General features: G+C 67.3%; 27 protein-coding genes and 1 pseudogene. 8 read left to right on the top strand and 20 right to left on the bottom strand.

The genetic code is table 11. The features are described from left to right. Positions 1-421 precede the first annotated feature (421 nt). The 3 genes from ACQP2O_RS06915 to ACQP2O_RS06905 all read left to right on the top strand — a co-directional run bounded on the left by ACQP2O_RS06915 (position 422) and on the right by ACQP2O_RS06905 (position 2,703). Positions 422-1,363, top strand: a complete 942-nt coding sequence (locus ACQP2O_RS06915) for an acyl-CoA desaturase (protein ID WP_433180961.1) — start codon at positions 422-424, stop codon at positions 1,361-1,363. Between the two features lie 148 nt (positions 1,364-1,511). Continuing rightward, on the top strand, positions 1,512-2,234 hold the full coding sequence (locus tag ACQP2O_RS06910) for a TetR/AcrR family transcriptional regulator (RefSeq protein WP_433180960.1): 723 nt from the start codon (positions 1,512-1,514) through the stop codon (positions 2,232-2,234). Positions 2,235-2,493: 259 nt separating this feature from the next. Beyond that, on the top strand, positions 2,494-2,703 hold the full coding sequence (locus tag ACQP2O_RS06905) for a hypothetical protein (RefSeq protein WP_433180958.1): 210 nt from the start codon (positions 2,494-2,496) through the stop codon (positions 2,701-2,703). A gap of 112 nt (positions 2,704-2,815) precedes the next feature. Here ACQP2O_RS06905 and ACQP2O_RS06900 read toward each other — a convergent pair whose 3' ends face one another. Continuing rightward, entirely contained in the window at positions 2,816-3,196 is a 381-nt protein-coding gene (locus tag ACQP2O_RS06900; protein WP_433180956.1) for a VOC family protein, read from the bottom strand. Positions 3,197-3,319: 123 nt separating this feature from the next. Between ACQP2O_RS06900 and ACQP2O_RS06895 the strand changes: the two genes are divergently transcribed. Beyond that, on the top strand, positions 3,320-3,820 hold the full coding sequence (locus ACQP2O_RS06895) for a MarR family winged helix-turn-helix transcriptional regulator (protein WP_433180954.1): 501 nt from the start codon (positions 3,320-3,322) through the stop codon (positions 3,818-3,820). A gap of 162 nt (positions 3,821-3,982) precedes the next feature. After that, a complete protein-coding gene (locus ACQP2O_RS06890) occupies positions 3,983-4,438 on the top strand; it encodes a hypothetical protein (RefSeq protein ID WP_433180953.1) in 456 nt (151 codons plus the stop codon). Positions 4,439-4,654: 216 nt separating this feature from the next. Here the strand turns inward: ACQP2O_RS06890 and ACQP2O_RS06885 are convergent, their stop codons facing one another. The 6 genes from ACQP2O_RS06885 to ACQP2O_RS06860 all read right to left on the bottom strand — a co-directional run bounded on the left by ACQP2O_RS06885 (position 4,655) and on the right by ACQP2O_RS06860 (position 10,515). After that, complete coding sequence (locus tag ACQP2O_RS06885) at positions 4,655-5,185, bottom strand: DUF488 domain-containing protein (protein ID WP_433180951.1); 531 nt, start codon at positions 5,183-5,185, stop codon at positions 4,655-4,657. Next, positions 5,182-6,303, bottom strand: coding sequence for an amidase (locus ACQP2O_RS06880; protein WP_433180949.1), 1,122 nt, complete (start codon positions 6,301-6,303; stop codon positions 5,182-5,184). The genes ACQP2O_RS06885 and ACQP2O_RS06880 overlap by 4 nt, the downstream gene beginning before the upstream one ends. Before the next feature lie 202 nt (positions 6,304-6,505). Next, positions 6,506-7,618 (bottom strand): amidase, encoded by a 1,113-nt coding sequence (locus ACQP2O_RS06875; protein WP_433180948.1) that lies wholly within the window; start codon positions 7,616-7,618, stop codon positions 6,506-6,508. 53 nt (positions 7,619-7,671) lie between these two features. Next, positions 7,672-9,405 carry an ABC-F family ATP-binding cassette domain-containing protein gene (locus tag ACQP2O_RS06870; RefSeq protein WP_433180946.1) on the bottom strand — a complete coding sequence of 578 codons (1,734 nt, stop codon included), beginning with the start codon at positions 9,403-9,405 and terminating at the stop codon, positions 7,672-7,674. 126 nt (positions 9,406-9,531) lie between these two features. Beyond that, entirely contained in the window at positions 9,532-10,068 is a 537-nt protein-coding gene (locus tag ACQP2O_RS06865; protein WP_433180944.1) for a GNAT family N-acetyltransferase, read from the bottom strand. A gap of 189 nt (positions 10,069-10,257) precedes the next feature. Continuing rightward, a complete protein-coding gene (locus ACQP2O_RS06860) occupies positions 10,258-10,515 on the bottom strand; it encodes an ATP-binding protein (protein ID WP_433190949.1) in 258 nt (85 codons plus the stop codon). A gap of 101 nt (positions 10,516-10,616) precedes the next feature. Between ACQP2O_RS06860 and ACQP2O_RS06855 the strand changes: the two are divergent. From ACQP2O_RS06855 to ACQP2O_RS06845, 3 genes and pseudogenes are all read left to right on the top strand, one after another. After that, a pseudogene (locus ACQP2O_RS06855) lies at positions 10,617-10,730 on the top strand (hypothetical protein); the annotation flags it as partial. A 108-nt stretch (positions 10,731-10,838) separates the two neighbouring features. Next, positions 10,839-11,411: a DUF5753 domain-containing protein gene (locus ACQP2O_RS06850; RefSeq protein WP_433180942.1), complete on the top strand. Its 573-nt coding sequence runs from the start codon at positions 10,839-10,841 to the stop codon at positions 11,409-11,411. A gap of 26 nt (positions 11,412-11,437) precedes the next feature. Continuing rightward, on the top strand, positions 11,438-11,599 hold the full coding sequence (locus tag ACQP2O_RS06845) for a DUF397 domain-containing protein (RefSeq protein ID WP_433180940.1): 162 nt from the start codon (positions 11,438-11,440) through the stop codon (positions 11,597-11,599). 341 nt (positions 11,600-11,940) lie between these two features. On the opposite strand, the gene ACQP2O_RS06840 is transcribed toward ACQP2O_RS06845, so the two are convergent. The 13 genes from ACQP2O_RS06840 to ACQP2O_RS06780 form a co-directional block, all read right to left on the bottom strand. Beyond that, positions 11,941-13,239, bottom strand: coding sequence for a hypothetical protein (locus ACQP2O_RS06840; protein ID WP_433180938.1), 1,299 nt, complete (start codon positions 13,237-13,239; stop codon positions 11,941-11,943). Between the two features lie 18 nt (positions 13,240-13,257). Next, entirely contained in the window at positions 13,258-13,464 is a 207-nt protein-coding gene (locus tag ACQP2O_RS06835) for a hypothetical protein (protein ID WP_433180937.1), read from the bottom strand. A gap of 93 nt (positions 13,465-13,557) precedes the next feature. Beyond that, positions 13,558-14,178 carry a hypothetical protein gene (locus ACQP2O_RS06830; protein ID WP_433180936.1) on the bottom strand — a complete coding sequence of 207 codons (621 nt, stop codon included), beginning with the start codon at positions 14,176-14,178 and terminating at the stop codon, positions 13,558-13,560. Between the two features lie 10 nt (positions 14,179-14,188). After that, entirely contained in the window at positions 14,189-14,518 is a 330-nt protein-coding gene (locus tag ACQP2O_RS06825) for a hypothetical protein (protein ID WP_433180935.1), read from the bottom strand. 203 nt (positions 14,519-14,721) lie between these two features. After that, entirely contained in the window at positions 14,722-14,910 is a 189-nt protein-coding gene (locus ACQP2O_RS06820) for a hypothetical protein (protein ID WP_433180933.1), read from the bottom strand. Positions 14,911-15,076: 166 nt separating this feature from the next. Continuing rightward, a complete protein-coding gene (locus tag ACQP2O_RS06815; protein WP_433180931.1) occupies positions 15,077-16,339 on the bottom strand; it encodes a S8 family serine peptidase in 1,263 nt (420 codons plus the stop codon). Continuing rightward, complete coding sequence (locus tag ACQP2O_RS06810; protein WP_433180929.1) at positions 16,336-16,584, bottom strand: hypothetical protein; 249 nt, start codon at positions 16,582-16,584, stop codon at positions 16,336-16,338. The genes ACQP2O_RS06815 and ACQP2O_RS06810 overlap by 4 nt, the downstream gene beginning before the upstream one ends. A 1,072-nt stretch (positions 16,585-17,656) precedes the next feature. Continuing rightward, positions 17,657-18,100: a hypothetical protein gene (locus tag ACQP2O_RS06805; RefSeq protein WP_433180927.1), complete on the bottom strand. Its 444-nt coding sequence runs from the start codon at positions 18,098-18,100 to the stop codon at positions 17,657-17,659. Between the two features lie 279 nt (positions 18,101-18,379). Continuing rightward, a complete protein-coding gene (locus ACQP2O_RS06800) occupies positions 18,380-19,267 on the bottom strand; it encodes a 4-(cytidine 5'-diphospho)-2-C-methyl-D-erythritol kinase (protein ID WP_433190947.1) in 888 nt (295 codons plus the stop codon). Positions 19,268-19,278: 11 nt separating this feature from the next. Further along, the gene (rsmA, locus tag ACQP2O_RS06795; RefSeq protein WP_433180925.1) at positions 19,279-20,142 is read right to left on the bottom strand and encodes a 16S rRNA (adenine(1518)-N(6)/adenine(1519)-N(6))-dimethyltransferase RsmA; all 864 of its coding nucleotides are present in this window, start codon (positions 20,140-20,142) and stop codon (positions 19,279-19,281) included. Positions 20,143-20,278: 136 nt separating this feature from the next. Next, complete coding sequence (locus ACQP2O_RS06790) at positions 20,279-20,686, bottom strand: zinc ribbon domain-containing protein (RefSeq protein ID WP_433180924.1); 408 nt, start codon at positions 20,684-20,686, stop codon at positions 20,279-20,281. Next, positions 20,637-20,921, bottom strand: a complete 285-nt coding sequence (locus ACQP2O_RS06785; RefSeq protein WP_433190945.1) for a plasmid mobilization protein — start codon at positions 20,919-20,921, stop codon at positions 20,637-20,639. The genes ACQP2O_RS06790 and ACQP2O_RS06785 overlap by 50 nt, the downstream gene beginning before the upstream one ends. A 58-nt stretch (positions 20,922-20,979) precedes the next feature. Further along, positions 20,980-21,801 (bottom strand): TatD family hydrolase, encoded by an 822-nt coding sequence (locus ACQP2O_RS06780; RefSeq protein ID WP_433180922.1) that lies wholly within the window; start codon positions 21,799-21,801, stop codon positions 20,980-20,982. Positions 21,802-21,824 lie beyond the last annotated feature (23 nt).

The raw sequence follows: 21,824 nt of genomic DNA, 5'->3' as shown, positions 1-21,824 counted from the left end.
GGGCGGCGGGCAGGCGAACCCCAGGTCAGCGCGATGGTACGGGCTGGGGAGTGAGCTCCGGCGTCTGGGCTCGAACCAGAAATAAAGGGACCAAAACCCTCCGTGATGCCGATTTCACCACGCCGGATCGCCGTGGCGGCATTCCTGCCGCCGGGCATCCCTAACGATAGCGGCTGCCCCGTCGGACGGCGCATCGGTTTCGATCACGAAGAGTCGCCGCGCCCACACCTGGACCATCCCGGCGGATCCCCCATGTCATGGACGTCGTCATGAGGGACTCAACGGCGGCTTGCCGACCGGCGAGCGCCGTGTGACTCGTGCGACATGTTTGCGGGAATACTGTCGGGTATCTACCTAACTTACGCCGCCGTAGGTTACGGTTGCGTAGCCGTAAGTTTCCCGATGGGCAGGAGGAAGCCGCATGACCGTAGCCCCGTCCGCGCCACCCCGATCGCAGGTCCGACCCGACCTCGAAGCGAAGCCCAAGGGCATTTTCGAACGCGTCCTGCTGGCCGTCTTCATCGTCGTTCCGCTCCTCGCCGTCGTCGCGGCCGTGCCGTTCGCCTGGGGCTGGGGTCTCGGCTGGAGCGATGTGGCGATCACCGCCGTCATGTACACGATCACCGGCATGGGGGTCACGGTCGGTTACCACCGCCTCTTCACCCATAAGTCGTTCAAGGCCAAGCGCCCCCTGCGCATCGTGCTGGCCCTCGCCGGCAGCCTCTCGATCGAGATGAGCGTGATCGACTGGGTGGCCACGCACCGCCGCCACCACAAGTACTCCGACAAGGAGGGCGACCCGCACTCGCCGTGGCGCTTCGGCGGCGACTGGAAGGCGCTCAGCAAGGGTCTGATCTGGGCGCACATGGGCTGGCTGTTCGACGCCGGCCGCACCTCGCCCGCGAAGTTCTGCCCCGACCTGGTGGCCGACAAGGACATCCGCCGCATCAGCAGGGTGTTCCCCGGCATCGTCGCCGCGTCCATGCTGATCCCGGCGGTGCTCGGCGGGCTCCTCACGATGTCCTGGTGGGGCGCGCTGACCGCCTTCTTCTGGGGCTCGCTGGTCCGCGTCGCCCTGCTGCACCACGTCACCTGGTCCATCAACTCGATCTGCCACGTGATGGGTGACGAGGCGTTCGACTCACGGGACAAGGCCCGTAACGTCTGGTGGCTGGCGATCCCGTCCTTCGGCGAGTCCTGGCACAACCTGCACCACGCGGACCCGACCTGCGCCCGGCACGGCGTACTGAAAGGCCAGGTCGACATCAGCGCCCGGACCATCTGGATCTTCGAAAAGCTCGGCTGGGTATCCGACGTTCGTTGGCCGAACGCCGAACGGCTCGCCGCAAAGCGGATATCGTAAGCGAAACTAATCAGTCTCACACGGCGCCGCCTGCGGTCGGGAGTCCAGGGCCGCCAGGGAAGAGCAGGCAGTGAGCGTAGCCAACGATTCGGCCGCTACCGCAACAATTGAGGACGTGAGCGAACCCCCACGGTCACGCCGGAAGCGTATGACCGGAAAAGAACGACGGGAGCAACTGCTCGACATCGGCAGGACACTCTTCGCCGAACGCGGATTCGACGGCACCTCCATAGAGGAGATCGCCAGCGTCGCGGGAGTGTCCAAGCCGGTGGTCTACGAGCACTTCGGCGGAAAGGAAGGGCTCTACGCGGTCGTCGTCGACCGCGAGATGGAGCGACTACTCGACCTGGTCACCAAGGCCCTGGTCGGCGGGCACCCCCGGCAGAAGATCGAACGCGCGGCCCTCGCACTCCTCGAGTACATCGAGAACAGCAGTGAGGGCTTCCGCATCCTCGTCCGCGACTCGCACGCCGCCTCGGCCACGGGGACGTTCGCCAGCCTGCTCAGCGACATCGCCAACCAGGTCGAGCACATTCTCGGGGACGAGTTCAAGGAGAAGGGCTTCGACCCGAAGGCGGCCCCGCTGTACGCCCAGGCGCTCATCGGGATGGTCGCCATGACCGGCACCTACTGGCTGGACGTGCGCAAGCCCAAGCGCGAAGAGGTCGCCGCCCACCTGGTGAACCTCGCGTGGAACGGGCTCTCCGGCCTCGAGCCGAAGCCGTACCTGACGACGGACCACAAGGCCCGCCAGAAGGACCTGAAGGCCCGGGCCAAGGAAGCGGCCAAGGAGGCCAAGGAGGCGGCCAAGGAGGCGAAGGAGCACGCCCGGGCCGCCCGCCGGAACGGCGTGGAGCCCGGAACACTCTGATCGGGCGCCTCCTCGACCCCCTCACTTCATGTAGCTGTTCTGTCACACCCCGTCCCTATGGTCGTACCCGACCAAGCGACGATGACGGGCTCGCGCCCGTCCGCGGATCCGTGCCCTCACCGGGCGGTGATCCGCCGTCGGCGGATCCAGGAGGTGGGCAGTGCGATACCGATCCGGTGGTTCCGATCGAGGCCGTGCCGGGCGAGGGCGCGCCGGCGGGGAGACCGAGCGCGCGGCAGGGGTCCGGCGAGCGCGCGGCGTGGCCGACGCACAGGGCGACATCTGTGCGATGCGGCTCACCGAGCGCCTGGAGGACGCCGTGTTGGCGCTCGACACCCAGCCGGCCGGCTTCGAAGACGCGGTGCGCAAGACGGACCATGTGGAGGAGCTGCGGCGGATCCTCGGCATCCTGCTCGACGTCCTCGCCGACTGGGAGATGCTCGCCGACCGCGAGGCCCGCGGCCCGTGACACCTACGCGGTGCCCGGAGGACCGGGCCGGCCCGGTTCACGTGCCCAGGGCGCGTCCGGTGGATCTTGTTCATGGCGCAGCCGGACAAAGATCCACCGGACGCGCCCTGGGTCAGACCGCCTCTTCGGGCTCGAGGAATTCCAAGCGGTTGCCGACAGGGTCCTCGACGTAGAAGCGCCGGTATCCGGGCAGCAGGCCGTCGCGGACGACGCAATAGCCTGCGGCTCGGAGTCGGGCGGCCAGGGCCTCCAGGTCGCGGACGAGGATCCCCGGATGAGCCTTTCGCGCGGGCCGGAAGCCGGCCTCGGCCCCGATGTGGATCTCGATGCCCGGCGCACGGAACCACGCTCCGCCCCGCGCGGCCAGTTCCACCGGTTTGGGCACCTCGGTCAGCCCGAGCGTGCCGGCGTAGAACTCCCGCATCCGCCCTTCCGTGCCCGAAGGTGCGGCGAGCTGCACGTGATGAACTCCGATCAGGAGGCTCAACGTCATTTCCCTCCCACCCGTGGCCCCTGGGGCATGTCCGGGGAGTCACCGGTGATGCTGGTCTCTTGATGTCAAGACGGATGATCTGACGTGGATATCTCGACGTCAAGACAGGTAAGGTGATCGGTTGTGGAGGACGAGGTAGACCGGCTGGTCGAGGCCTGGCACACGGAGCGCCCGGACCTCGATGTCGAGCCGCTGCACGTCCTCAGCCGGGTCTCCCGGCTCGCCCGGCACCTCGACCGCGCCCGCCGGGCGGTCTTCGCCGCGCACGGCATGGAGTCGTGGGAGTTCGACGTGCTGACCGCACTACGCCGCGCCGGTCCGCCGTACGAACTGAGTCCCGGCCGCCTGCTCCGCGCCACCCTGGTCACCTCCGGCACGATGACCAACCGGATCGACCGGCTGGAGTCCGCGGGCCTCGTCCGCCGGAGCCCCGACCCGCAGGACAAGCGCGGTGTCCTCGTCCGGCTGACGGACGCCGGCCGCACGAGGGTCGACGCCGCGTTCGCCGACCTCGTGGACCGCGAGCGCGAGCTCCTAGGCTCCCTCAGCCCCGGTGACCGTCGCACGCTCGCGAGCCTGCTGCGCTCGCTCCTGGTCCCCTTCGACACCGACCCGGCCGCCTGAAGCGTCGGACGGCCGCTCCGATCGGCTGTCGATCTCCGCACCGCTTTTGTTCGCCCGAGACGTGGATTGACCCGATCCGGCCACGGACTCCGAGCAAACGAACTCCAGTTGATCTTGAGCCATCACACCCGGACGTCCATCAAGATCAACAAGGAGAAGATGATGCGACGCTTCATCGCCGCGGTCGTCACCACCGCGGCCGTGGCCGTTCCCCTCACCGCCGTCGCCGGCAGCGCGGAGGCGGCCACCCGTCACCACATGAAGATCGTCGGCCCGAACGCCTCCAGCGCGTCACCCAAGTGGAACTTCGCCGACGGTGACGGCGCGTCGGGGACCTACCTGGTCGTCAAGGCCGGCGCCTACACCACCGTCAAGGACAAGCTGAAGGCCGTCAAGGGCGAGAGCCTGTGCCTGCAGCACAAGGCCACCAAGAAGGGCAAGCCCTCCCAGCAACGTTGGAAGACCCTCAAGTGCCAGAAGGTCGGGAAGAACGGCAACGTGACCTTCAAGCTGAAGTTCCCCCCGGACCGGGACTGGTACTACCGGGTCCACCACGCCGCGTCGAAGCACTACACCGCCGCGAACAGCAAGAAGATCTACCCGGACTTCAAGGGATAGCCGGAGCCGGTCGCCGCGCGCGACCGACTCCCGACCCTGACCGGGAATGATCGGTCAACGGGGCCGGTCGCCGTTTCGGCGACCGGCCCTCTGCGTTCGGGTGCCTTCTTTGTTCGGGTGCCCTCGGCCTTCGGCGCCCTCGGTGTTCGGTGCCTTCTGCATCCCGGTGCCATCGGCGTTCGGTGCCATCGGCGTTCGGTGCCATCGGCGTTCGACTCAGATGAGCGGCTCCTGGCCGCCGTCGTAGACGAGGAGCCCGTCGTCGAGAATCCGGGCGCCCGGTGCCGGAGTGTGCGGGACGAGCCGCCCGTCGTGCATGAGGTGATCGACCGGCACGCCGCTGACCAGCACGAGGTAGTCGGCGATCAACCGCCGATGACAGCGCCACCAGACGCTCTCGCTGCACATCACGGCCTGCCGCCGGTCCTCCCGCAGCAACTCGTCGATCGCCGCGCCGAACTCCGCGTCGCGCATGTGGGCGGCGTACCCACGGAACATCTCCTCCCGCCAGAAGACGTCGGGAGAGTCCGTGGGCGGCCGCCGGAAGCCGCCGAGACGCTTGTCCCACCGGTAGTCGATCCCGTGCTCCGGCAGCCATCGTTCCAGCTCGTGCCGCGCCACGTGCGGATTGCGCCGACTCCCCGGCGCCGTACGCACGTCGACGAGCAACACGACGCCCGCGTCCGTCAGGAGCTCGGCGATCCGGTCCCGCGACGCGGTGCCGTGCCCGAACGTGAGCACCGTCATCGGCGCAGGGCCGCCTCGATGGCCGCGCCGACGGCCAGCAGCCGCTCCTCGCCGCCCATCGGCCCGACGAGCTGCAGCGAGGCGGGCAGCTCACCGTCCCCGGCCACCGGCACGGGAAGCGCCAGCGCGGGGTGACCGGACAGGCTGAACGGCAGCGTGAGCTCGGTCAGGTCCACCTCGCGCTCGGCGCCGATCAGGGGCGGTCGCTGCGAGATCGTCGGCAGGGCGAGCACCGCGTAACGTTCGAGGAGCTTGTCGAAGAGGTCTCGGGTCGCCGCCCGGGTGGTGTACGCCTCGTCGAGCATGCCGTCCGTGACCCGTTCGCCGCGTTCGATGCGCCGCCGGATGCGGACGCTCATCCGGTCCGGGTAGGCCAGCAGGCCCCGGTGCGCACGATGACCTTCGCCGAGGATCATCGTGTTGCCGGCCGACAGGGCGTCGGCCCAGGTGTCCATGGACTCGTCGGCGAACGCCAGGCCCGCCGCGCGCAGCGCCGCGTCGACGGCGGCATCGATCGCCGGATCGACCGCGACGCCGTCCGGGCGCAGCCGACCGACGACGACTCCGGCCTCGTACGGCTTCGGTGTGAAGTCCGGCTCGATCAGCCCCATGCCCAGCGCGACCGCCGCGACGTCACCGCCGAGTGGCCCGACCGTGTCGAGTGACGGCGCGAGCGAGAACACTCCCTCCAGAGAGACCCGGCCGTGCGTCGTCTTCAAGCCGGTGACTCCACAGCACGCCGCCGGGACCCGTATGGATCCGGCCGTGTCGGTGCCGAGCGCGACATCGGCCTCGCCGATCGCGACGGCCACCGCCGAGCCACTGGACGAACCGCCCGGTACCCGTCGCGGATCGAGCGGGTTCACCGGAGTGCCCGTCCAGGGGTTGATGCCGTCGATGGCCCGGCACAGCTCGGTGAGGTTCGTCTTGCCGACGATCCGGGCGCCCTGCGCCCGCGCGGCGGCGACGCAGGGAGCGTCCGCCCCGGCCGGCGCGGCACGGTCCCCGATGACGGGGCAGGCCGCGGTTGTCGGCACCCCCGCGACGTCGATCGCGTCCTTGACGGCGAGCCGGGGGCCGTCTCCGGGTGCCTCCATCCGGAGCAGCCATGTCGTCATCGTCGGCCTCGTATGCTCGCCATTACCAAGGTCACGGAATCATCTTGCCCTTCTCGCCACCGAACCGACAGTCCTCCCGCGCCACGGCCCTCTCAATCGAGCGACCGGTCCCCTCGACTCCAGCGCGTCCTCGGCCGAGCGGATCCTGCGCCGAGCAGCCGGGCAGCCGAGCGAACGGCCAGCCGAGCAGCCAGGCGAACGGTCAGCCGAGTGCGGCTTCCAGAGCGGCGGCCGCGCCGCACAGCAGTTCCTCGCCTCCCGCCGGTCCGACGAGCTGCACGGCGGCCGGTAGATGGGACCCGGGCAGCGGCACCGGAAGCGCGAAGACCGGCAGCCCAGCGACGTTGAACGGTGCGGTCAGCACGCACAACAGGAGATCGTCGTCTCCGTCCGGAGGCGGCGGCGCCACGGTCGGCAGGACCGGCAACGCGAGGACCGCGTGTCGCTCGAACAGGACGTCGAGCTCCGCCCGAATCGCCGTCCGGGTCGCCTCGGCCCATCCCCGCTTGCCCTCCGCGTCGGTACGCAGACCGCTCAGCCGCCGGTACATCCGTTCGCTGAGCCGGCTCGCGTCGTCCAGAAGGTGACCGTTCTGGCGATAGGCCTCCTCACCGACGAACACGCCGTTGGCCAGGACGGCGTCCGCGAAGTGCGCACAGGTCTCGTCCACCACCGTGAACACCTGGCGCAGCGCCGCGTCCACCGCCGCGTCGATCGCCGGTTCGGCCACCCCGGGGATTCGCAGCCGGCCGACGGTCCTGCCCGGGTCGTACGGGGCCGGGGCGAAGCCGGGCTCGATCAGCCCCATGCCCAGGCTCACCCCTGCGACGTCCCTGGCCATCGGGCCGACCGTGTCGAGGGAGGGTGAGAGCGGATAGACGCCGTCGAGGGGCACGCGGCCGTGCGTCGTCTTCAGCGACGCGATGCCACAGCAGGCGGCCGGGATCCGCACCGACCCGGCGGTGTCCGTGCCGAACGCGACGTCCGCCTCTCCGGTGGCGACGGCCACGGCCGAGCCACTGGACGATCCGCCGGGGACACGCGCCGGGTCGAGAGGGTTGACCGGAGTTCCGAACCACGGGTTCACGCCGTCCGCGCCGAGGCAGAACTCGGTGAGGTTCGCCTTGCCGACGATCCGCGCACCCTGGGCGCGCGCCGTCGCCACGACCCTGGCGTCGGCCACCGCCGGCTCGGCGCGGTCGGCGACGGCGCGGCTGCCCGCGGTCGTCGGCGATCCCTCGATATCGATGGCGTCCTTGACCGCCAGCCGCAACCCGTCACCCGTACCGTCGAAGCGCGTGATCCATGTCGACATGAAAAAGGATCATCGCGGCATCGGCCGGTGATGAACAACCCTCGTACGGTCCCCTACGCCTCGTCGGCGAGGACGAGCCACTGCTCCTCGATCTCCTCGCGCTCGGCGCGTACGCTCTTCAGCTCCGCGTCGAGTTCGAGCAGTTTCTCGTGGTCGGTGGCGTGGGTGGCCATCAGCTCGTGCAGCTCCGCCTCGCGGGCACCGAGCTTCTCGATCCGGCGTTCGAGCCGGTCGAGCTCCTTCTTCGCCTGCCAGGAGTTCTTGGCCGGCTTCGGCTCGGCGGCCCGTACGGGCGGGGGCTCCGGAGTCGAACGGTGGCGCCGGTCGAGGTACTCGTCGACCCCGCCGGGCAGCAGCGACAGCCGGCCGTCGCCCAGCAGCGCGAGGACGTGGTCGCTGACCCGCTCGAGGAAGTACCGGTCGTGGCTGACCAGCATCAACGACCCCGGCCATCCGTCGAGCAGGTCCTCCAGCTCGGTCAGCGTCTCGATGTCCAGGTCGTTGGTCGGCTCGTCCAGCAGGAGGACGTTCGGCTCGGCCATGAGCAGCCGCAGCAGTTGCAGGCGCCGCCGCTCCCCACCGGACAGGTCGCCCACCGGGGTCCACTGCGCGTCGCCGCGGAACCCGAAACGCTCGAGCATCTGACCGGCGGAGAACTCCTTCTTCCCCAGCGTGATCCGGCGCTTGATCTCCTCGACCGACTCCAGGACGCGACGGCCCGGGTCGAGCTCGCCCAGCTCCTGCGACAGGTGCGCGAGCTGCACGGTCTTCCCGCGGATGACCCGCCCGGCGGCCGGCGCGACCGTACCCTCCAGCAGCCGCAGCAGCGTGGTCTTCCCGCTGCCGTTGACGCCGACGATCCCGACCCGGTCTCCTGGTCCGAGCTGCCACGTCAGGTGCTCGAAGATCGCACGATCGCCGACGCGCACGGTCACGTCCTCGACGTCGTACACGGTCTTGCCGAGCCGCGCCGTCGCGAACCGGACGAGCTCCACGGTGTCGCGGGCCGGCGGCTCGTTCGCGATCAGCGCGTTAGCCGCATCGACGCGGAACTTCGGCTTCGACGTACGGGCCTGCGGCCCCCGGCGAAGCCACGCCAGCTCCTTGCGGAGGAGGTTCTGCCGCTTCTCCTCGGTCGACGCGGCGATGCGGGCCCGCTCGGCCTTGGCCAGGACGTACGCGGAATAGCCGCCCTCGTACCGGTGCACCTGCCCGTCGGCCACCTCCCACGTACGGTCGGTCACCGCGTCCAGGAACCACCGGTCGTGCGTGACGACGATCAGCGTGCGATCCTTCAGGTGCCCGGCGAGCCAGGCGATCGCCTCGATGTCAAGATGGTTGGTGGGCTCGTCCAGGACCAGCAGATCGGTCTCGGGCACGAGCAGCCGGGCCAGCGCCACCCGCCGACGTTCCCCACCGGACATACCGGCCATCGGGGCGTCCAGCGAGACCCCCGGCAGCAACCCGGCGAGGATGTCCCGCGCACGGGCGTCACTCGCCCACTCGTGCTCGGCCTGATCGCCGAACACCACCGAGCGAACGGTCGCACCGTCGGGGAACTCATCGCGCTGGGTCAGGAACCCCAGCCGCACGCCCCGTGCATGCGTGACCCGCCCGCTGTCGGGCTCGATGCGGCCGGCCAACAGAGAGACGAGCGTGCTCTTCCCGTCGCCGTTACGCCCGACGACACCGATCCGGTCGCCGGCGAACACGCCGAGGGAGACATCGTCGAGCAGGGGGACCGGCCCGTACGCCTTGCTCAGGCCTTCAACATTGATCAGATTCACGACGCCACCAAGGGTAGTGGCATCCGCCCACCGACCGCCCCGCGTACGAAGCGCGCACCCGCCGCTCGCGTACGGGATGAGTGTGATCGACGCGTCATCACGATCAGCGGCGAGGGTGCCGGCTCATCACGATGTCTCATCCAGCGGCTTCACCAGGAAGCGGGTGGGATCGGCAGCCTGACGGATGACGCCGTCCGTCTCGACGTAGTCGTACCGATCGAGGTAGTGGCAGCCAGTCTCCTGATAGCCCAGCCGCAGGTACAACGCGGCCGCGGCATGGTTATCGTCGTTCACGCCGAGCCCGATCATGCCGTGACCGCGCTCGCGAACGCGGGCCTCGGCCGCGCGTATCAAAGCCGTCCCGATCCCCCGCGACCGCAGCTCCGGCGGCCACACACCGAGCCCACCGAGCTCCGGACAGTCCGCATAGCGCCGCCGGACCTCAACCGCCCCACACCCGCCCCACAAGATCGCCCCCGAACCCACCGGCCGTTCGTCCAGCCAGGCCACCAGGTAGGTGCTCAGGCCTTGCTCCTGCCGCGCGAACCGCCGCGCGTGGAACCGGTTCCGCCCCGGCGAGGGCATGTACCGCTCGAGTAGCTCGACATCCCGCTCCCGGCAGACAGTGATCGTCACCGTCCCGATCGAAGCCCCGTCACCCATCGGCCCCACCTCCGCGTCCCGATTCCTGCCCGCAGTCTGCCCTTGCAGTGTCCTGGCCGACGCCGGGTATGACGCGCGCTGCCACCGATACCGGCCCCGTTCGCACACAAATTGGCTGCACGATCTTCGTTCACCTGCGGAAACGCGAGCCAGAGGCGAGAGTTTGTGTGCGTGCGGGTCCTAGCCCGATCAGCCGATGGCCGGTTGGTCGAAGAGGACGAATTCGGCGCGTACGGTCTTGCCGGTCGGGGTGGGGTGGACGGTGAGGCGGGCGAGTTCTTCGGCGATCCACAGGCCGAAGTGGCCGACCTCGCCGGGGAGGTCTTGGACGGGTAGGTCGGGTGAGGTGTCGGCGATGTCGAGGATGACGGTGGGTTCGGGTTCGGTCCGTACGGTGATGGTGAGGGTGACCGGTGCGGTCCCGTGGGTGAGGGCGTTGGTGACCAGTTCGCTGGTGACCAGGATGGTGTCTTCGATGAGGTCGGTGTCCCAGCCGGTCAGGACGGTGGCGACCAGGGTGCGGGCGGTGATGACCGCGAACCGGGCTCAGTCTCAAGGACATCGAGCAGGAGCTGGACTACGACCAGTCATGGATGTCGAGGGTCGAGCACGGCGAGCGGGGCATGAAGGCCAAAGACGTCCGCAGCCTCCTCGACCTCTAAAGCCGGCACACGGCGATCGAAGACGGCCAGCAGGAGGAACCTCTGTCCCTCGCCCGCGCCGGCTTCTCGGGCAAACCGGACTGGTGGCGGAAGCTCGCCGACAAAGGATTGAAGCCTAAGTTCGACCTACTGATCGCGGCCGAGTCCGGGGCTCGCGTGGTCAATGGCTGGCATTGCCAGATCGTTCCGGGAATCCTCCAAACGGACGCCTACGCACGGGCCGTGATCGACGCGACGGACGTCGAGGGGATCGTGGACGCCGACGAAAGGATCGAGATCCGACGGACCAGGCAAGAGCTCATCATCCGGCAGGAGGATCCTCTCGCGCTTCAGGTCATCCTCGACGAGGCGGTGCTCCGCCACCATGTCGGCGGACCAGAGACGATGCGCAACCAACTTGAACATCTCGGTGAACTGAGCAGGCTGCCGAACGTCAAGATCCAGGTGCTGCCGTACGCGGCAGGCGCCCACCCCGCCCTCACCGGCGACTTCGTCCTGCTCGTGTTCCGGGCAAGCGACGACCTCGGCATGGTGTATCTGGAGACAGCAACAACTGGCCTCGTGCTCCAAAGCGAACGCGAGGTCCGCCGGTACAGTCGGACATACGGGACGTTGCAGGCGATGGCGCTGTCTCCAACTGAATCGGCGGCTCTGATCGCCTCGGCGGCAAAGGACCTGTAGCTGAGATCTCCTGTAGGAGGCGCTGGATGAGCCCGCAAGCCGACTTCCCCGCCTGGCGGAAGAGCTCCCACAGCGACGCCAACGGAAATTGTGTGGAGCTGAACGTGGGATGGAATGAGTTCAGCCGCAGTCAGCCGCAAGGTAGTGAACATGTCCCAGACCCTGTGCCTCCACCGCCGTCACACTAGGCTGCCGGGCAGACTTGTGTTCTTCTAGGACGTTCGCACCCGCTCACCTCAGCGCCTTCGGCGCAGCCGATACAGCAGTACTTGCGGACCGCTCGACACGGCTACCAGGGTGCCCCCCTGCGAAAAGGCGACCAGCCAGCCGCTTGCCACGAGCGGTGCGGTTAGTGGCTGCACTTAATTAAGTGGCAGCGTACGGCGACAGCCTCTGCGACCCACTGTCGACGTCAATGCGCCGGTAGGCTCAGATCAGATGCCGTGGGCGAGTTATGGCGTCGCACACGCTGCTGATCGGCACTGCCGTGTACGGGCCGGGACGATTTCCGGAAGTGGCCGATTTCTCGTCAGGATTGTTTCCAACGGCTCGAGTCGTCGTACGGTGCCGCGCCAGCCTCGCTCGGGAACGACTGCGGCCGATGCGTGCCGTCGCCGAGGTTGGGGGCCGTGTCGCTCGCCTTCTGGTCGATCTTCAGGATCTCGCCGGCGTCCGCGTTCGCCTGCTGCCATTTCGCAAAGAAGGCGCTCGCCATCGCGCTTAGTGCGTCAACGAGGGCCGCGAGCGGCTCTTGGGTCGAGCCCTTGGTGAAACCGGCGGCGGCGTCCTTGTAGGCCTTGAGCGCCGTGATGAGGTTGCCGACCTTCGCGTTACCGGCCTGGGCGTAGGCGTTCTGTAGGCTGTTGACCGCGTTGGCCGCCTTGGTACCCTCGCTACCCACCCACGCCGCCTGCTCCTTCAGCGTGTCGAAGTACTTGATGCATCGGTCAGCGTGGAGGCCGTATGCCTCGGCGCCCGGCCCCTGCCAGTAGCTCTTCAACCCGTTCGTTTGAGTTGTCATCTCCGCACTGAGTTCGCCGTACTCGTTGCTGAGCGCGTTGAACAGCTCCGCGCGATTTTGGATGGCACCTGGGAGAGCAAAGCGTACATCTTGGATGAAGTCGTCCAGCGGCATCTTACTCGTCGCGGCGCCGTTGGACCTGACAATATTCTGGGCGTCCTGGATGTAGTGCTCGTTGGCATTCAGGAATGTGTCAAGGGCTGCCCGTCCGGCCGTGTTACCGAGCACCATCAATGCCCGGTCCGCCAGCACAATGTGTCCCTGTTTCTTGGCGAATGGATGATCGAAGTCGTGGTCCGCACTGGCGAACATGATCCGGTTTTTTGGATCGTTGGGGTCCACATTCTGACCCGGGTCGCCTGAGGGTATCGCATAGGGCAGATCAGGGGTGTTCGCGTAATTCGGCCCATGTGGGGTGTGTCCGGGTGCCGTCGATATGGGTCCTTGGCCTTTCTCGGACGCCTGGATCCACGGGAGAAGGAAGCTGTTCTCCTTGGACAGCAGCCTCTCGGCGGAAAGCTTGGTGCTGATTTCCGTATGAGAATAGTTTGCCGCCACCTTGGACAGTTTCGATCCCGTTTCACTCTGAAGGTCGCGCGCCGTCTGAGCTTCCCGTACACGTGCGGACGTGGCGCTTTCCCAGTCCTGCGCCCACCGCCGAGACCACTGCATCTGCCCCCAAGCGGAATCCGGAACGTCCGCGGCAAACCTGGCGAAGTGCCGGAGGCCGTCGCAGATCAGGCTGTCGTCATAACGATACGACGCGTGGCCGACGAGAGCCTGCACCTCGGCCGAAAGCGTTACCACGTTTGAGTCCCTCCGCGCCTACACGCTGCTGGCATTCTGAATGTCGTCATAGTCAGGACCGAAGATCTGCTGACGGAGTTTCCGTCCCTGGTCTCGATAGGCGCGGTATGCCCCGTTCAAAACGGCCTGGAGTTCCGCTGCGAGTTGCTGCTCGTCGAGCTGGCGAAGCGTATCGCGTTTCAATTCCACAGTGACCGCGCCGGTACGACTCCTGCGCAGCGTCACCCATCGCCCTGGCGACCTGACAGTGAGCGAAAGTTCGTCAAGGGCCTGCTCATACCTGTCACGCATTGAATCCATATTTCATCCCCCTGTCGATCAGGACATGCGGGCGACCGCGTCCACCACCGCCTGCGCGGCGCTTTCGAGCAGTCGGCGCTCCTGCCCGGCATCCCTATTCGCCGACCGCTCCGCGCTGACTCCCACGGCGATCGCCAGGTCGCCCTGTACGACCGCCCGGCCGGCGAGCGGCATGGTCGGGTCGTAGCAGCTTGCGGCGACCGGAGGATCGCCTCGGACGTCCACCCGATCGCCGAGGCATATATTGTTGTACAACTTGCTCTTAATGAGATTTCCGAGGTATTTCGCCCGCGGCGTGCCGTCGAGTGAGGGCACGCTCATGCGAGTGAGCAGGACTTCCGCGGTTCCGTTGCCGCCGTCCGAAAGATGGCCGAACGCGGTGGGACAGTTAAGGTCGAAACGCGGTTGACGGTCGGACGCACCAGATGGCTGCTCTGTCGGGTACCGCTTGATGTCCTGTACGACGAAGGCAGTGTGCGGAATATGCCGAACGACGTCAACGCACGTCGGCAATGCGGCCCGCTGGCTTGTCTTTGGAGAGGGCTTTGGTAGGTCCGGCGAGCCGGATCCGCCGCAGCCTGCCAACCCGGCCCCCAGCAGCGCGAAACCGGCAACGAGCCGGAGAGCGGGAATCACCATATCCCGAAGCCTATTCCTCGATAAACAGGCGTCGGCGTTCACCCGCGTCGCCGCCCCGACGCCGACGCTCCACCGATGATCCGGCCGCCGACTCCGGTTCGGGAACCTTGGCCGCCTTGCGCCAGGCCTTCATCGCCACCTGCTGGTAGCCGACCATGGCTACCCTGATGGCGGCGTTCACCTGCTGCTCGAAGGAACGTTCGGTGTGCCGGGCATGTGCGCCGGAAGCGATTTCCACCGTGATATTGGCGGGCATTCCGGACACGATGATGGCGAGTGATTTGTCCGGCGATGATGCGCGAATCCTTGTCCGGCGCATGATATCCAGCATCTCACCCACGTGAGCCCCCATGCTTATTAAGAGAACGTCGCATGTGAACGACGGAACGACCGGGACGTGAGCCTCCGGCCGAATGTGTCCGTAACTTTTCCCGAACGTCTGCGAATTTAACAAGCTCGATACACAAAGTCAAGAGGATGTGACGATAAATGTATACGGAACGGATATGTTTCGAGCCCAAAGACCCGACATACCGCGCAGGCTTACAACGACCGCACGGGGCCGAACGACACTGGTGGTGCGAGCACCGGCGTTTTTTCAAACAGTTGGAGCTCTCCGAGCTGCGCAACGACCAAGTCCGGATCGGTGAAAACCGGTAGGGCACCGGTACCGTCGGCAAGTTGGCGCAACTCAAACTCCCTGCCGAGGCCCATCCCCTTGAGCACGTGCACTCGGTGCAGTGGGCACGTACACTAAAGCGACTCGCTCGGTTACCTTCTTCCGCGCTTCGTAGGCTGTGCGCACCGAGGGGTCGCTCATCGATGGATCAGTCGGAGCTCCGGAAGCGGCTACAGGAGAATCATGTCCTGGAAGCTCATTCGCATCCTTCACCGATTATCACTCACGACGATCATTACCCGGGCCCCATGGCATAGTGCCTGATACGCTTAGGGCGCCACGTGGACGCTTCCGAATAGCAACTATCGCGCCTACTAGTAGTATGACGACAAGGGCTCCAGCGACTGCAATCGAAGTTACGCTGACTCGACCGCCTTTGTGCGCTCGCTCACCAGGCAAGTTCGACGAATGGCCCTGCCTTGCCGTGGAAGGCTCTTTAGCGACCGGCTGGGATGCCTTCCATTTCTCGAGCGCTTCGTAGACAGGGTTCGGCGCGTTGGCCGGAACGGGATAACGCTCCGGGTTCATGGCGGCGGTTATCTGGATGGCACCGTAGCCCGTCCGGTTATTCCACTTGGAAGGCCCCAGCGGGTGGGCGGTCGTAATTAGTCGCTGCACGACGGTCCGCGCCGGCATCTCGGGATTATGAGAGCGAATAAGGGCGACGGCACCCGAGGTAAGTGCTGCCGACATGCTCGTTCCCCAACCGTTCGGGTGGTATCGGCCATCCTTGTCGATCATTGGCCCCACTCCAGGAGCAGATACCGCGACATAGGATTGCTGCTGGGTTGCCGCCCACGGGCCTAGGCTCTTATCAATGGCTCCGACAGCCAGTACACCAGCACAGGAGGCGGGCAGATTCGGCCAGTTTGCTCCAGTACCTTCGTTGCCCGCGCTGGCTACCACGACAACGTCGTGTTGAATAGCGTATGCGATCGCTTGCTGAACTCGCGGATCGCAGTGATTCGGCATCGTCTCCGAGTTTACACCTTGCGAAAGATTCACCACTTTCGCACCGCGATCAACTGCTAGGCGGATTCCAGCGGAGTAAGCTTGCAACAAACCAGCAGGATCACCCAGTTTAGACGTCACATGGACTGGCAAGATCTTCGCTTTTGGGGCAATTCCCTGAAAGTCGGTGCTGCCGCCGCCCTGTCCCGCTATTAGAGCAGCCATAGCAGTGCCATGGCCGCCATCCTTCTCATCAGAGTCGTGCCGCCCGTCGCCGCGATTTCCTGTTGTGTCGTCTCCTTTAAGTACCGCCCCTGAGAGTTCCGGCAACGATGCGTTGACTCCTGTGTCCAAGACGGCAACGGTGACGCCCTGCCCCTTCGTTACAGGCCAAACATCGCTTCGGACCCCCCATGCCGCGAACCACCATTCATCGGCCTGCGGTCGCGGCATCGCATTCGCGGGAACCGCCGCCAAGGCAAGGACGCTCGACCCGGCCAGCCCTAGGAGGATACGGCGAACAATCGTCACGTGTTTTCCTCAGTGATCCAATTCGCGACGTCAGGCTCAGTTGCGCCTCCGCTCGCCAGTCCCTGCTCCGCACTCGCCTCTCGCTCCAGCCGCTCGAGTTTCGCACGCAGCTCGGCGACTTCATCCGCTGGATCAGCGTCAGCTTGATCGATATCCAGTTCTTCTAGGAGTGCGGCTAGATCGTCGGAATCAGCTGAAAGATCGATCTGTACAACCTGCTCGGGATCTTCTGTCCTCTCGGGCATCGCCCCGATAAGCGGCGGAGCGGACTCAATCTCGCCCGTCCAAACATCATGCTCCTCTGCGAGCCACGTCTGTCGCGTACGTTCCCGCTCGTCGCGATTCGCTCCAGGACCAGCCAGAGGGCTCACCATTCCGGCTCTCGCGGCACCTGCCTCGGCGGCCTGGGCTTCTTCCGCTGCTGCACTCGATAGGCCAGCGCGCAATGCGCCTCGTCCGGTCTCGAGGCCGTTCGTCCCCACGCCGCCTACGCGAGGTGGGCCAGTCAGCCCGGGAACGACCGATCCCGTTGGCGGTCCGCCGCCCGAGCCAGGGAATGTAGAGCCCCCGGGCATTCCTCCAGGCCCGTTGATGGGCAGGCCCGTTCCGCCACCCGGACCGCTGCCGGACGGTGTGGATGGGGGCCACCCCGCAAGGTCCGTGTTTTTCCCACCTGCTGCAGGAGGGAGATGTTTCCCTCCGGGAGGCCGACCTGACAAGTTCGGCCCGAGCCCACCAGCATACGGTGAATGCCCGCTGTTTCTCCCCGCTATACCACCGCCTGAGATCGGTCCTGAGGAAGGACCGTGGCCTTGCGTCGGGCCAAGGCCTCCCTCGTTCGGACTCGGCGGAAGCGTGGTGCTGACTTCCGAGGGCATCGCCAACCACGCCTGAGAGATGCGCTCATTCGCGCCAGCCATCCAGCTTCGGGCTTCGGCCAGGTTCTTGGATGGCGACGTAAACGACCTCTTCTGGTACCAGGTGAGGTTCTGACCGTGGTCCATGAGCGCCGTTCCGAATTCATTGGCGGCCTGGTCGAGAGCCGCTGAGGAAGCCCAGATCTCCCGCAGCGCCGACTGCGCGGCGGCGGCGTCTTTTCCTCCCCAAGCTTCATGAAGGATGTCGCGGACAGTGACCATGTCACCAGCGAACTTCCCGTGCGCCGAAGCGAACGTCTGGTAATCCTTTCCAGCCTTCTTGACGTGGCCGGGAGCCGTCTGCCTCAGGAGTTTGTCGATGTCTGCTGGATCGTTGTATTCGCCCGGCGTTCCGGAAGGAGCGCTGGCGCGCATGGGCGACGAGTAAGAGTCGGCCATGTCAGTTTCTCCCGTCCGGGTTCAACGAATTAGGCACTGTCGGCGCCTGCTTGGACGGCGCCGAGGAGGCGGCGTGGCCGCCCAGGTCGGACGTGGTCTGGACGTTCAGGCGCTTGTCCACCGCGGCGATCCGCCGCTCGAGGTCCACCTCGTTCGCGTCGTACACCTTCGCCGCACGATGCAGCTTCTTGATCGTGCTCATCAGGGCGTGCAGGACACGGCTGTGCTGGTCGGCGAGGGACTGGTGGCCGGCCTCGACACTTGGCTGGAACGACAGTGCGGCGTCCCACTGGCCGAACGCCACCGGTTCGGGGCGGTTCAGGTTCTCCGTCGCCGCGAGGAGATCTTCAAGGTGACCCTCAAGTCGCTTGGCCGCCACCCTGATCTGACCGGTGTTCACCCTCAGCTTGCCCGGGTCGTCGATGCCCGGCCAATTGTTGTACATCGGGAGCGGTACGGAATTCGCGTTCACCGGTGGCAACAGCCATCGCCTCCTCGTGCGAGCACCCCCGTGCACCGCACTGTCTCAGCAGGAACGCCGACGCTCGCAATGATGCGTCATCTCACCGGCCCCTGCACACCCCGTCAGATCCCAAAAACGTCCTAGACTTTACGGAGTCTGACAGGTGACGTCCAGGCTACTTACCGTGTGCGTTGCCAAGCCGTGACCCTTCCGGTGGGGGACTGACCGTTTCGCGGCTTGCGCCCCCACCGATACGCTGAGTCACGCCAAAGTGACACCCGGTACCGGGCCGACGGCCGGGCGTACGGCGGCGAACCGGCCCGACTCGTTCAGGGCAGCGGCCAGTTCGGCCGAGTGGTCCAAAGAGGCGGCCAGGAAGGCACACGTGGGGCCGGAGCCCGACGCGAGGGAGCCAAGGGCTCCCGCGTCACGGCCCGCCGCGAGCGCCTCACCCAACGACGGGCGCAGGCTCAACGCCGCTGGTTGCAGGTCGTTGTGCAGCGCCCGACCGAGCGCCTCGGCGTCGCCGGTCTTCAGGGCCGCCATCAGATCATCCGACACCTGTGGCCACACGCTGTCCTGCTCCCCCGCCGCGCGCAGCCGGTCGCACTCGGCGTACACCGCGGGCGTGGACAGGCCGCCATCCGCGTATCCGAACACCCAATGGAACTCTCCCACCACCTCGACAGGCGTGAGCCGCTCTCCCCTGCCGAGACCGACGGCGGTGCCGCCGAGCAGCGCGAACGGGACGTCACTGCCGAGACGGGCGGCGAGTTCGAGGAGCGTCTCGCGGTCCAGTCTCGCCTTCCACAGCACGTCGCAGGCCAGGAGGGCCGCCGCCGCGTCGGCGCTGCCGCCGGCCATGCCTCCGGCGACCGGGATGTCCTTGCGGATGTGCAGGGCGACGTCCGGCCGCCGGCCGAGGTGCTCGGCCAGCAGGGTCGCGGCGCGGGCGGCCAGGTTGTCGGGGCCGGTGGGCACGCCCGCCGGACCCTCGACCGCAACGCTGAGCGCGTCGGCCGGGGAGGCGGTCACCTCGTCGAACAGTGAGACGGCGTGGAAGACGTTGACGAGGTCGTGGTAGCCGTCGTCGCGGACGGGGCCGACGCTCAGCTGGAGGTTCACCTTGGCGGGCACGCGCACGGTCACAGTGGTCACGGTCAACCGATCGTAGGTGACGAGGGCCGGTGTTCGGCGATGCGGGTGAAGGCTTCGACGTCGAGGGCCTCGCCGCGGGTGGCCGGGTCGACATCGGCGGCGCGCAGGGCCTCCTCCGCCGCCGCGGCCGAACCCGCCCAGCCGGCCAGGGCCGCGCGGAGGGTCTTGCGGCGCTGCGCGAACGCGGCGTCGATCGCGGCGAAGACCTCCTTGCGTGAGGCCGAGGTGGACGGCGGCTCGCGACGGGTGAAGGCGACGAGTCCGGAGTCGACGTTCGGTGCCGGCCAGAAGACCGCGCGGCCGACGTTCCCGGCGCGGCGGGCGTGCGCGTACCAGGCCATCTTCACCGACGGCACGCCGTACACCTTGCCGCCCGGCCCCGCGGTGAGCCGGTCGGCGACCTCGGCCTGCACCATGACGAGCCCGTGCCGGATCGACGGGAACGTCCCGAGCAGGTGCAGGACGACGGGCACCGCGACGTTGTACGGGAGGTTGGCGACGAGCGCGGTGGGCGGTGGGCCGGGCAGTTCGGCGATGCGCAGGGCGTCGGCGGGGACGACCTCGAGGCGGTCGGCGAGGTCCGGGGCGCGTTCGGCGACGGTCGCGGGTAGTCGCTGGGCCAGCGCCGGGTCGACCTCGACGGCCACGACGCGGCTCGCGGCCGGCAGCAGGGCCAGGGTCAGGGAGCCGAGGCCCGGCCCGACCTCCAGGACCACGTCCTCCGGTGCGACCTCGGCATCGCGGACGATGCGGCGCACGGTGTTCGCGTCGATCACGAAGTTCTGGCCGAGGGTCTTGGTCGGACGCAGCCCCAGCCCGCCGGCCAGTTCGCGTACGTCGGCCGCCCCGAGAAGTCGTTCACCCACACGCACAGTCTTCCGTACGCGCGACAGTCTGGATGCGCCGGCCGTTCCCCTCAGGGACGGGCGGGGGCGAGGAGGGCTTTTGACTGCTCCCCTCCCGAGGGAGGGGGTTCCCATCGGCCTTGCGGCCGAACCCGGTCTATGCCGGGCGCCTCGCGGCGCGGGTTTCCTGTTTCAGCGCCGGCTGCGGAAGGGAGGACCCTTGCCGTCTGACACCAGCTCCACAGGCATCACCGGGGGTTTGCCCGGTTACGGCTCGACCAGCCGCAAGGATGTTCTTGGCCGCGTTGATGTCCCGGTCGTGCCGGGTGCGGCAGCCCGGACACGTCCAGTGCCGGGTGGAAAGACTCAGCTCGGCCGGCGGTTCATGCTCCCGCGCTGGCAGCGGGCCATGCGCCGCTGATACCGGGCCAGGTTGCGGGCCTTGCGCTCCAGGTGGCGGGGGTTGGCGATGCGCTCCCCGTCCGAACCACCACGCCGCTGAGGTCTGCCGGGAGTTACTGGGCCATGTCCTTGCGTGCTCGGTCGATGTCGAGCACTTCAGCACCAGGTGCCGTCAGGGCGGCGCGGCGGATGAACGACGACAGACTCAGGCCCGCCGCGTCAGCAGCCTGCTGGATCCGCTCGATCTCGACCGCGTTGAAGCGGACCGAGACGACGTTGTCCAGCTTCCGGGAGATCTTGACGTCCACCTGCTCGCCCCACATCTCCGGGTCGTCTCGGTGCTCGTTGTAGAAATCGGCCGCCTCGGCGTCCGACATCTCCCGTTCGCTCACTGTCATACTTCCCACGCAATCGAATGTATGACGTCGATCGTGATCGTTCAGCTACTTACCGCACTCACCAGGGGCCGAAGACGCGTTCGCCGTTGGTGGCGATGGCGGTGCACAGGTCGGCGAGGTCGACGTTCTTGGTCTCGGCGAGGCAGCGGACGGTGAGCGGGACGAGGTACGGGGCGTTCGGCTTGCCCCGGTGCGGCACCGGTGTGAGGTACGGCGCGTCGGTCTCCACGAGGAGCAGGTCCAGTGGTGCCACGGCCGCGGCCTCGCGCAGGTCGGCGGCGTTCTTGAACGTGATGTTGCCGGCGAAGCTCATGTAGTAGCCGTGGTCGGCGCAGACCTTGGCCATCTCCCGGTCGCCGGAGTAGCAGTGGAAGACGACCTTCTCCGGCGGGCCCTCCTCCGCCAGGATGCGCAGGACGTCGTCGTGCGCGTCGCGGTCGTGGATGACGAGGGCCTTGCCGCTGCGCTTGGCGATGTCGATGTGGGCGCGGAAGGACCGCTGCTGGTCCTCGACCGCGGCCCAGTCGCGGTAGTAGTCGAGCCCGGTCTCGCCGACGGCGCGGACGTACGGCAGGGCGGCGAGCTTGGCGATGTCGGCGAGGACGTCGGCGGTGGCGTCACCCGCGTCGTTCGGGTGGATCGCCACCGCCGCGTACACGTCGTCGTACGTCGCGGCCGCGTCGGCGGCGTGCTGTGACGAGGCCAGGTCGTAGCCCACGGTCACTGCCCGCCGGATGCCGACCGAGTGGGCGGCGGCGAGCACCTCCGTGATCGGCACCTCGAGGATGTCGAGGTGACAGTGGCTGTCGAACACCTCGACCGGCAACGGCTCGGGCAGCGGCGGGAATGCCGCTCCCCGGAACCCGTTGGACGTCTCCATCTCCGCCCCCATAGTGAGCACCC

Origin of the sequence: Actinoallomurus sp. CA-150999 (assembly GCF_050942425.1) — a bacterium.
Classification (GTDB): Bacteria; Actinomycetota; Actinomycetes; order Streptosporangiales; family Streptosporangiaceae; genus Actinoallomurus.
Note: the sequence above shows the minus strand (reverse complement) of the source record. Positions and strands in the feature narration are given on the sequence as shown.

What these genes read in the sequence shown, in the direction of transcription:
- ACQP2O_RS06880 (WP_433180949.1), bottom strand. Translation starts at nt 6,303, where the DNA reads ATGACGACATGGCTGCTCCGGATGGAGGCACCCGGAGACGGCCCCCGG.
- ACQP2O_RS06830 (WP_433180936.1), bottom strand. Translation starts at nt 14,178, where the DNA reads ATGGTGATTCCCGCTCTCCGGCTCGTTGCCGGTTTCGCGCTGCTGGGG.
- ACQP2O_RS06845 (WP_433180940.1), top strand. Translation starts at nt 11,438, where the DNA reads ATGAGCCCGCAAGCCGACTTCCCCGCCTGGCGGAAGAGCTCCCACAGC.
- ACQP2O_RS06900 (WP_433180956.1), bottom strand. Translation starts at nt 3,196, where the DNA reads ATGACGTTGAGCCTCCTGATCGGAGTTCATCACGTGCAGCTCGCCGCA.
- ACQP2O_RS06915 (WP_433180961.1), top strand. Translation starts at nt 422, where the DNA reads ATGACCGTAGCCCCGTCCGCGCCACCCCGATCGCAGGTCCGACCCGAC.
- ACQP2O_RS06885 (WP_433180951.1), bottom strand. Translation starts at nt 5,185, where the DNA reads ATGACGGTGCTCACGTTCGGGCACGGCACCGCGTCGCGGGACCGGATC.
- ACQP2O_RS06890 (WP_433180953.1), top strand. Translation starts at nt 3,983, where the DNA reads ATGCGACGCTTCATCGCCGCGGTCGTCACCACCGCGGCCGTGGCCGTT.
- ACQP2O_RS06875 (WP_433180948.1), bottom strand. Translation starts at nt 7,618, where the DNA reads ATGTCGACATGGATCACGCGCTTCGACGGTACGGGTGACGGGTTGCGG.
- ACQP2O_RS06865 (WP_433180944.1), bottom strand. Translation starts at nt 10,068, where the DNA reads ATGGGTGACGGGGCTTCGATCGGGACGGTGACGATCACTGTCTGCCGG.
- ACQP2O_RS06910 (WP_433180960.1), top strand. Translation starts at nt 1,512, where the DNA reads ATGACCGGAAAAGAACGACGGGAGCAACTGCTCGACATCGGCAGGACA.
- ACQP2O_RS06785 (WP_433190945.1), bottom strand. Translation starts at nt 20,921, where the DNA reads ATGACAGTGAGCGAACGGGAGATGTCGGACGCCGAGGCGGCCGATTTC.
- ACQP2O_RS06780 (WP_433180922.1), bottom strand. Translation starts at nt 21,801, where the DNA reads ATGGAGACGTCCAACGGGTTCCGGGGAGCGGCATTCCCGCCGCTGCCC.
- ACQP2O_RS06810 (WP_433180929.1), bottom strand. Translation starts at nt 16,584, where the DNA reads ATGCCCGAGAGGACAGAAGATCCCGAGCAGGTTGTACAGATCGATCTT.
- ACQP2O_RS06805 (WP_433180927.1), bottom strand. Translation starts at nt 18,100, where the DNA reads ATGTACAACAATTGGCCGGGCATCGACGACCCGGGCAAGCTGAGGGTG.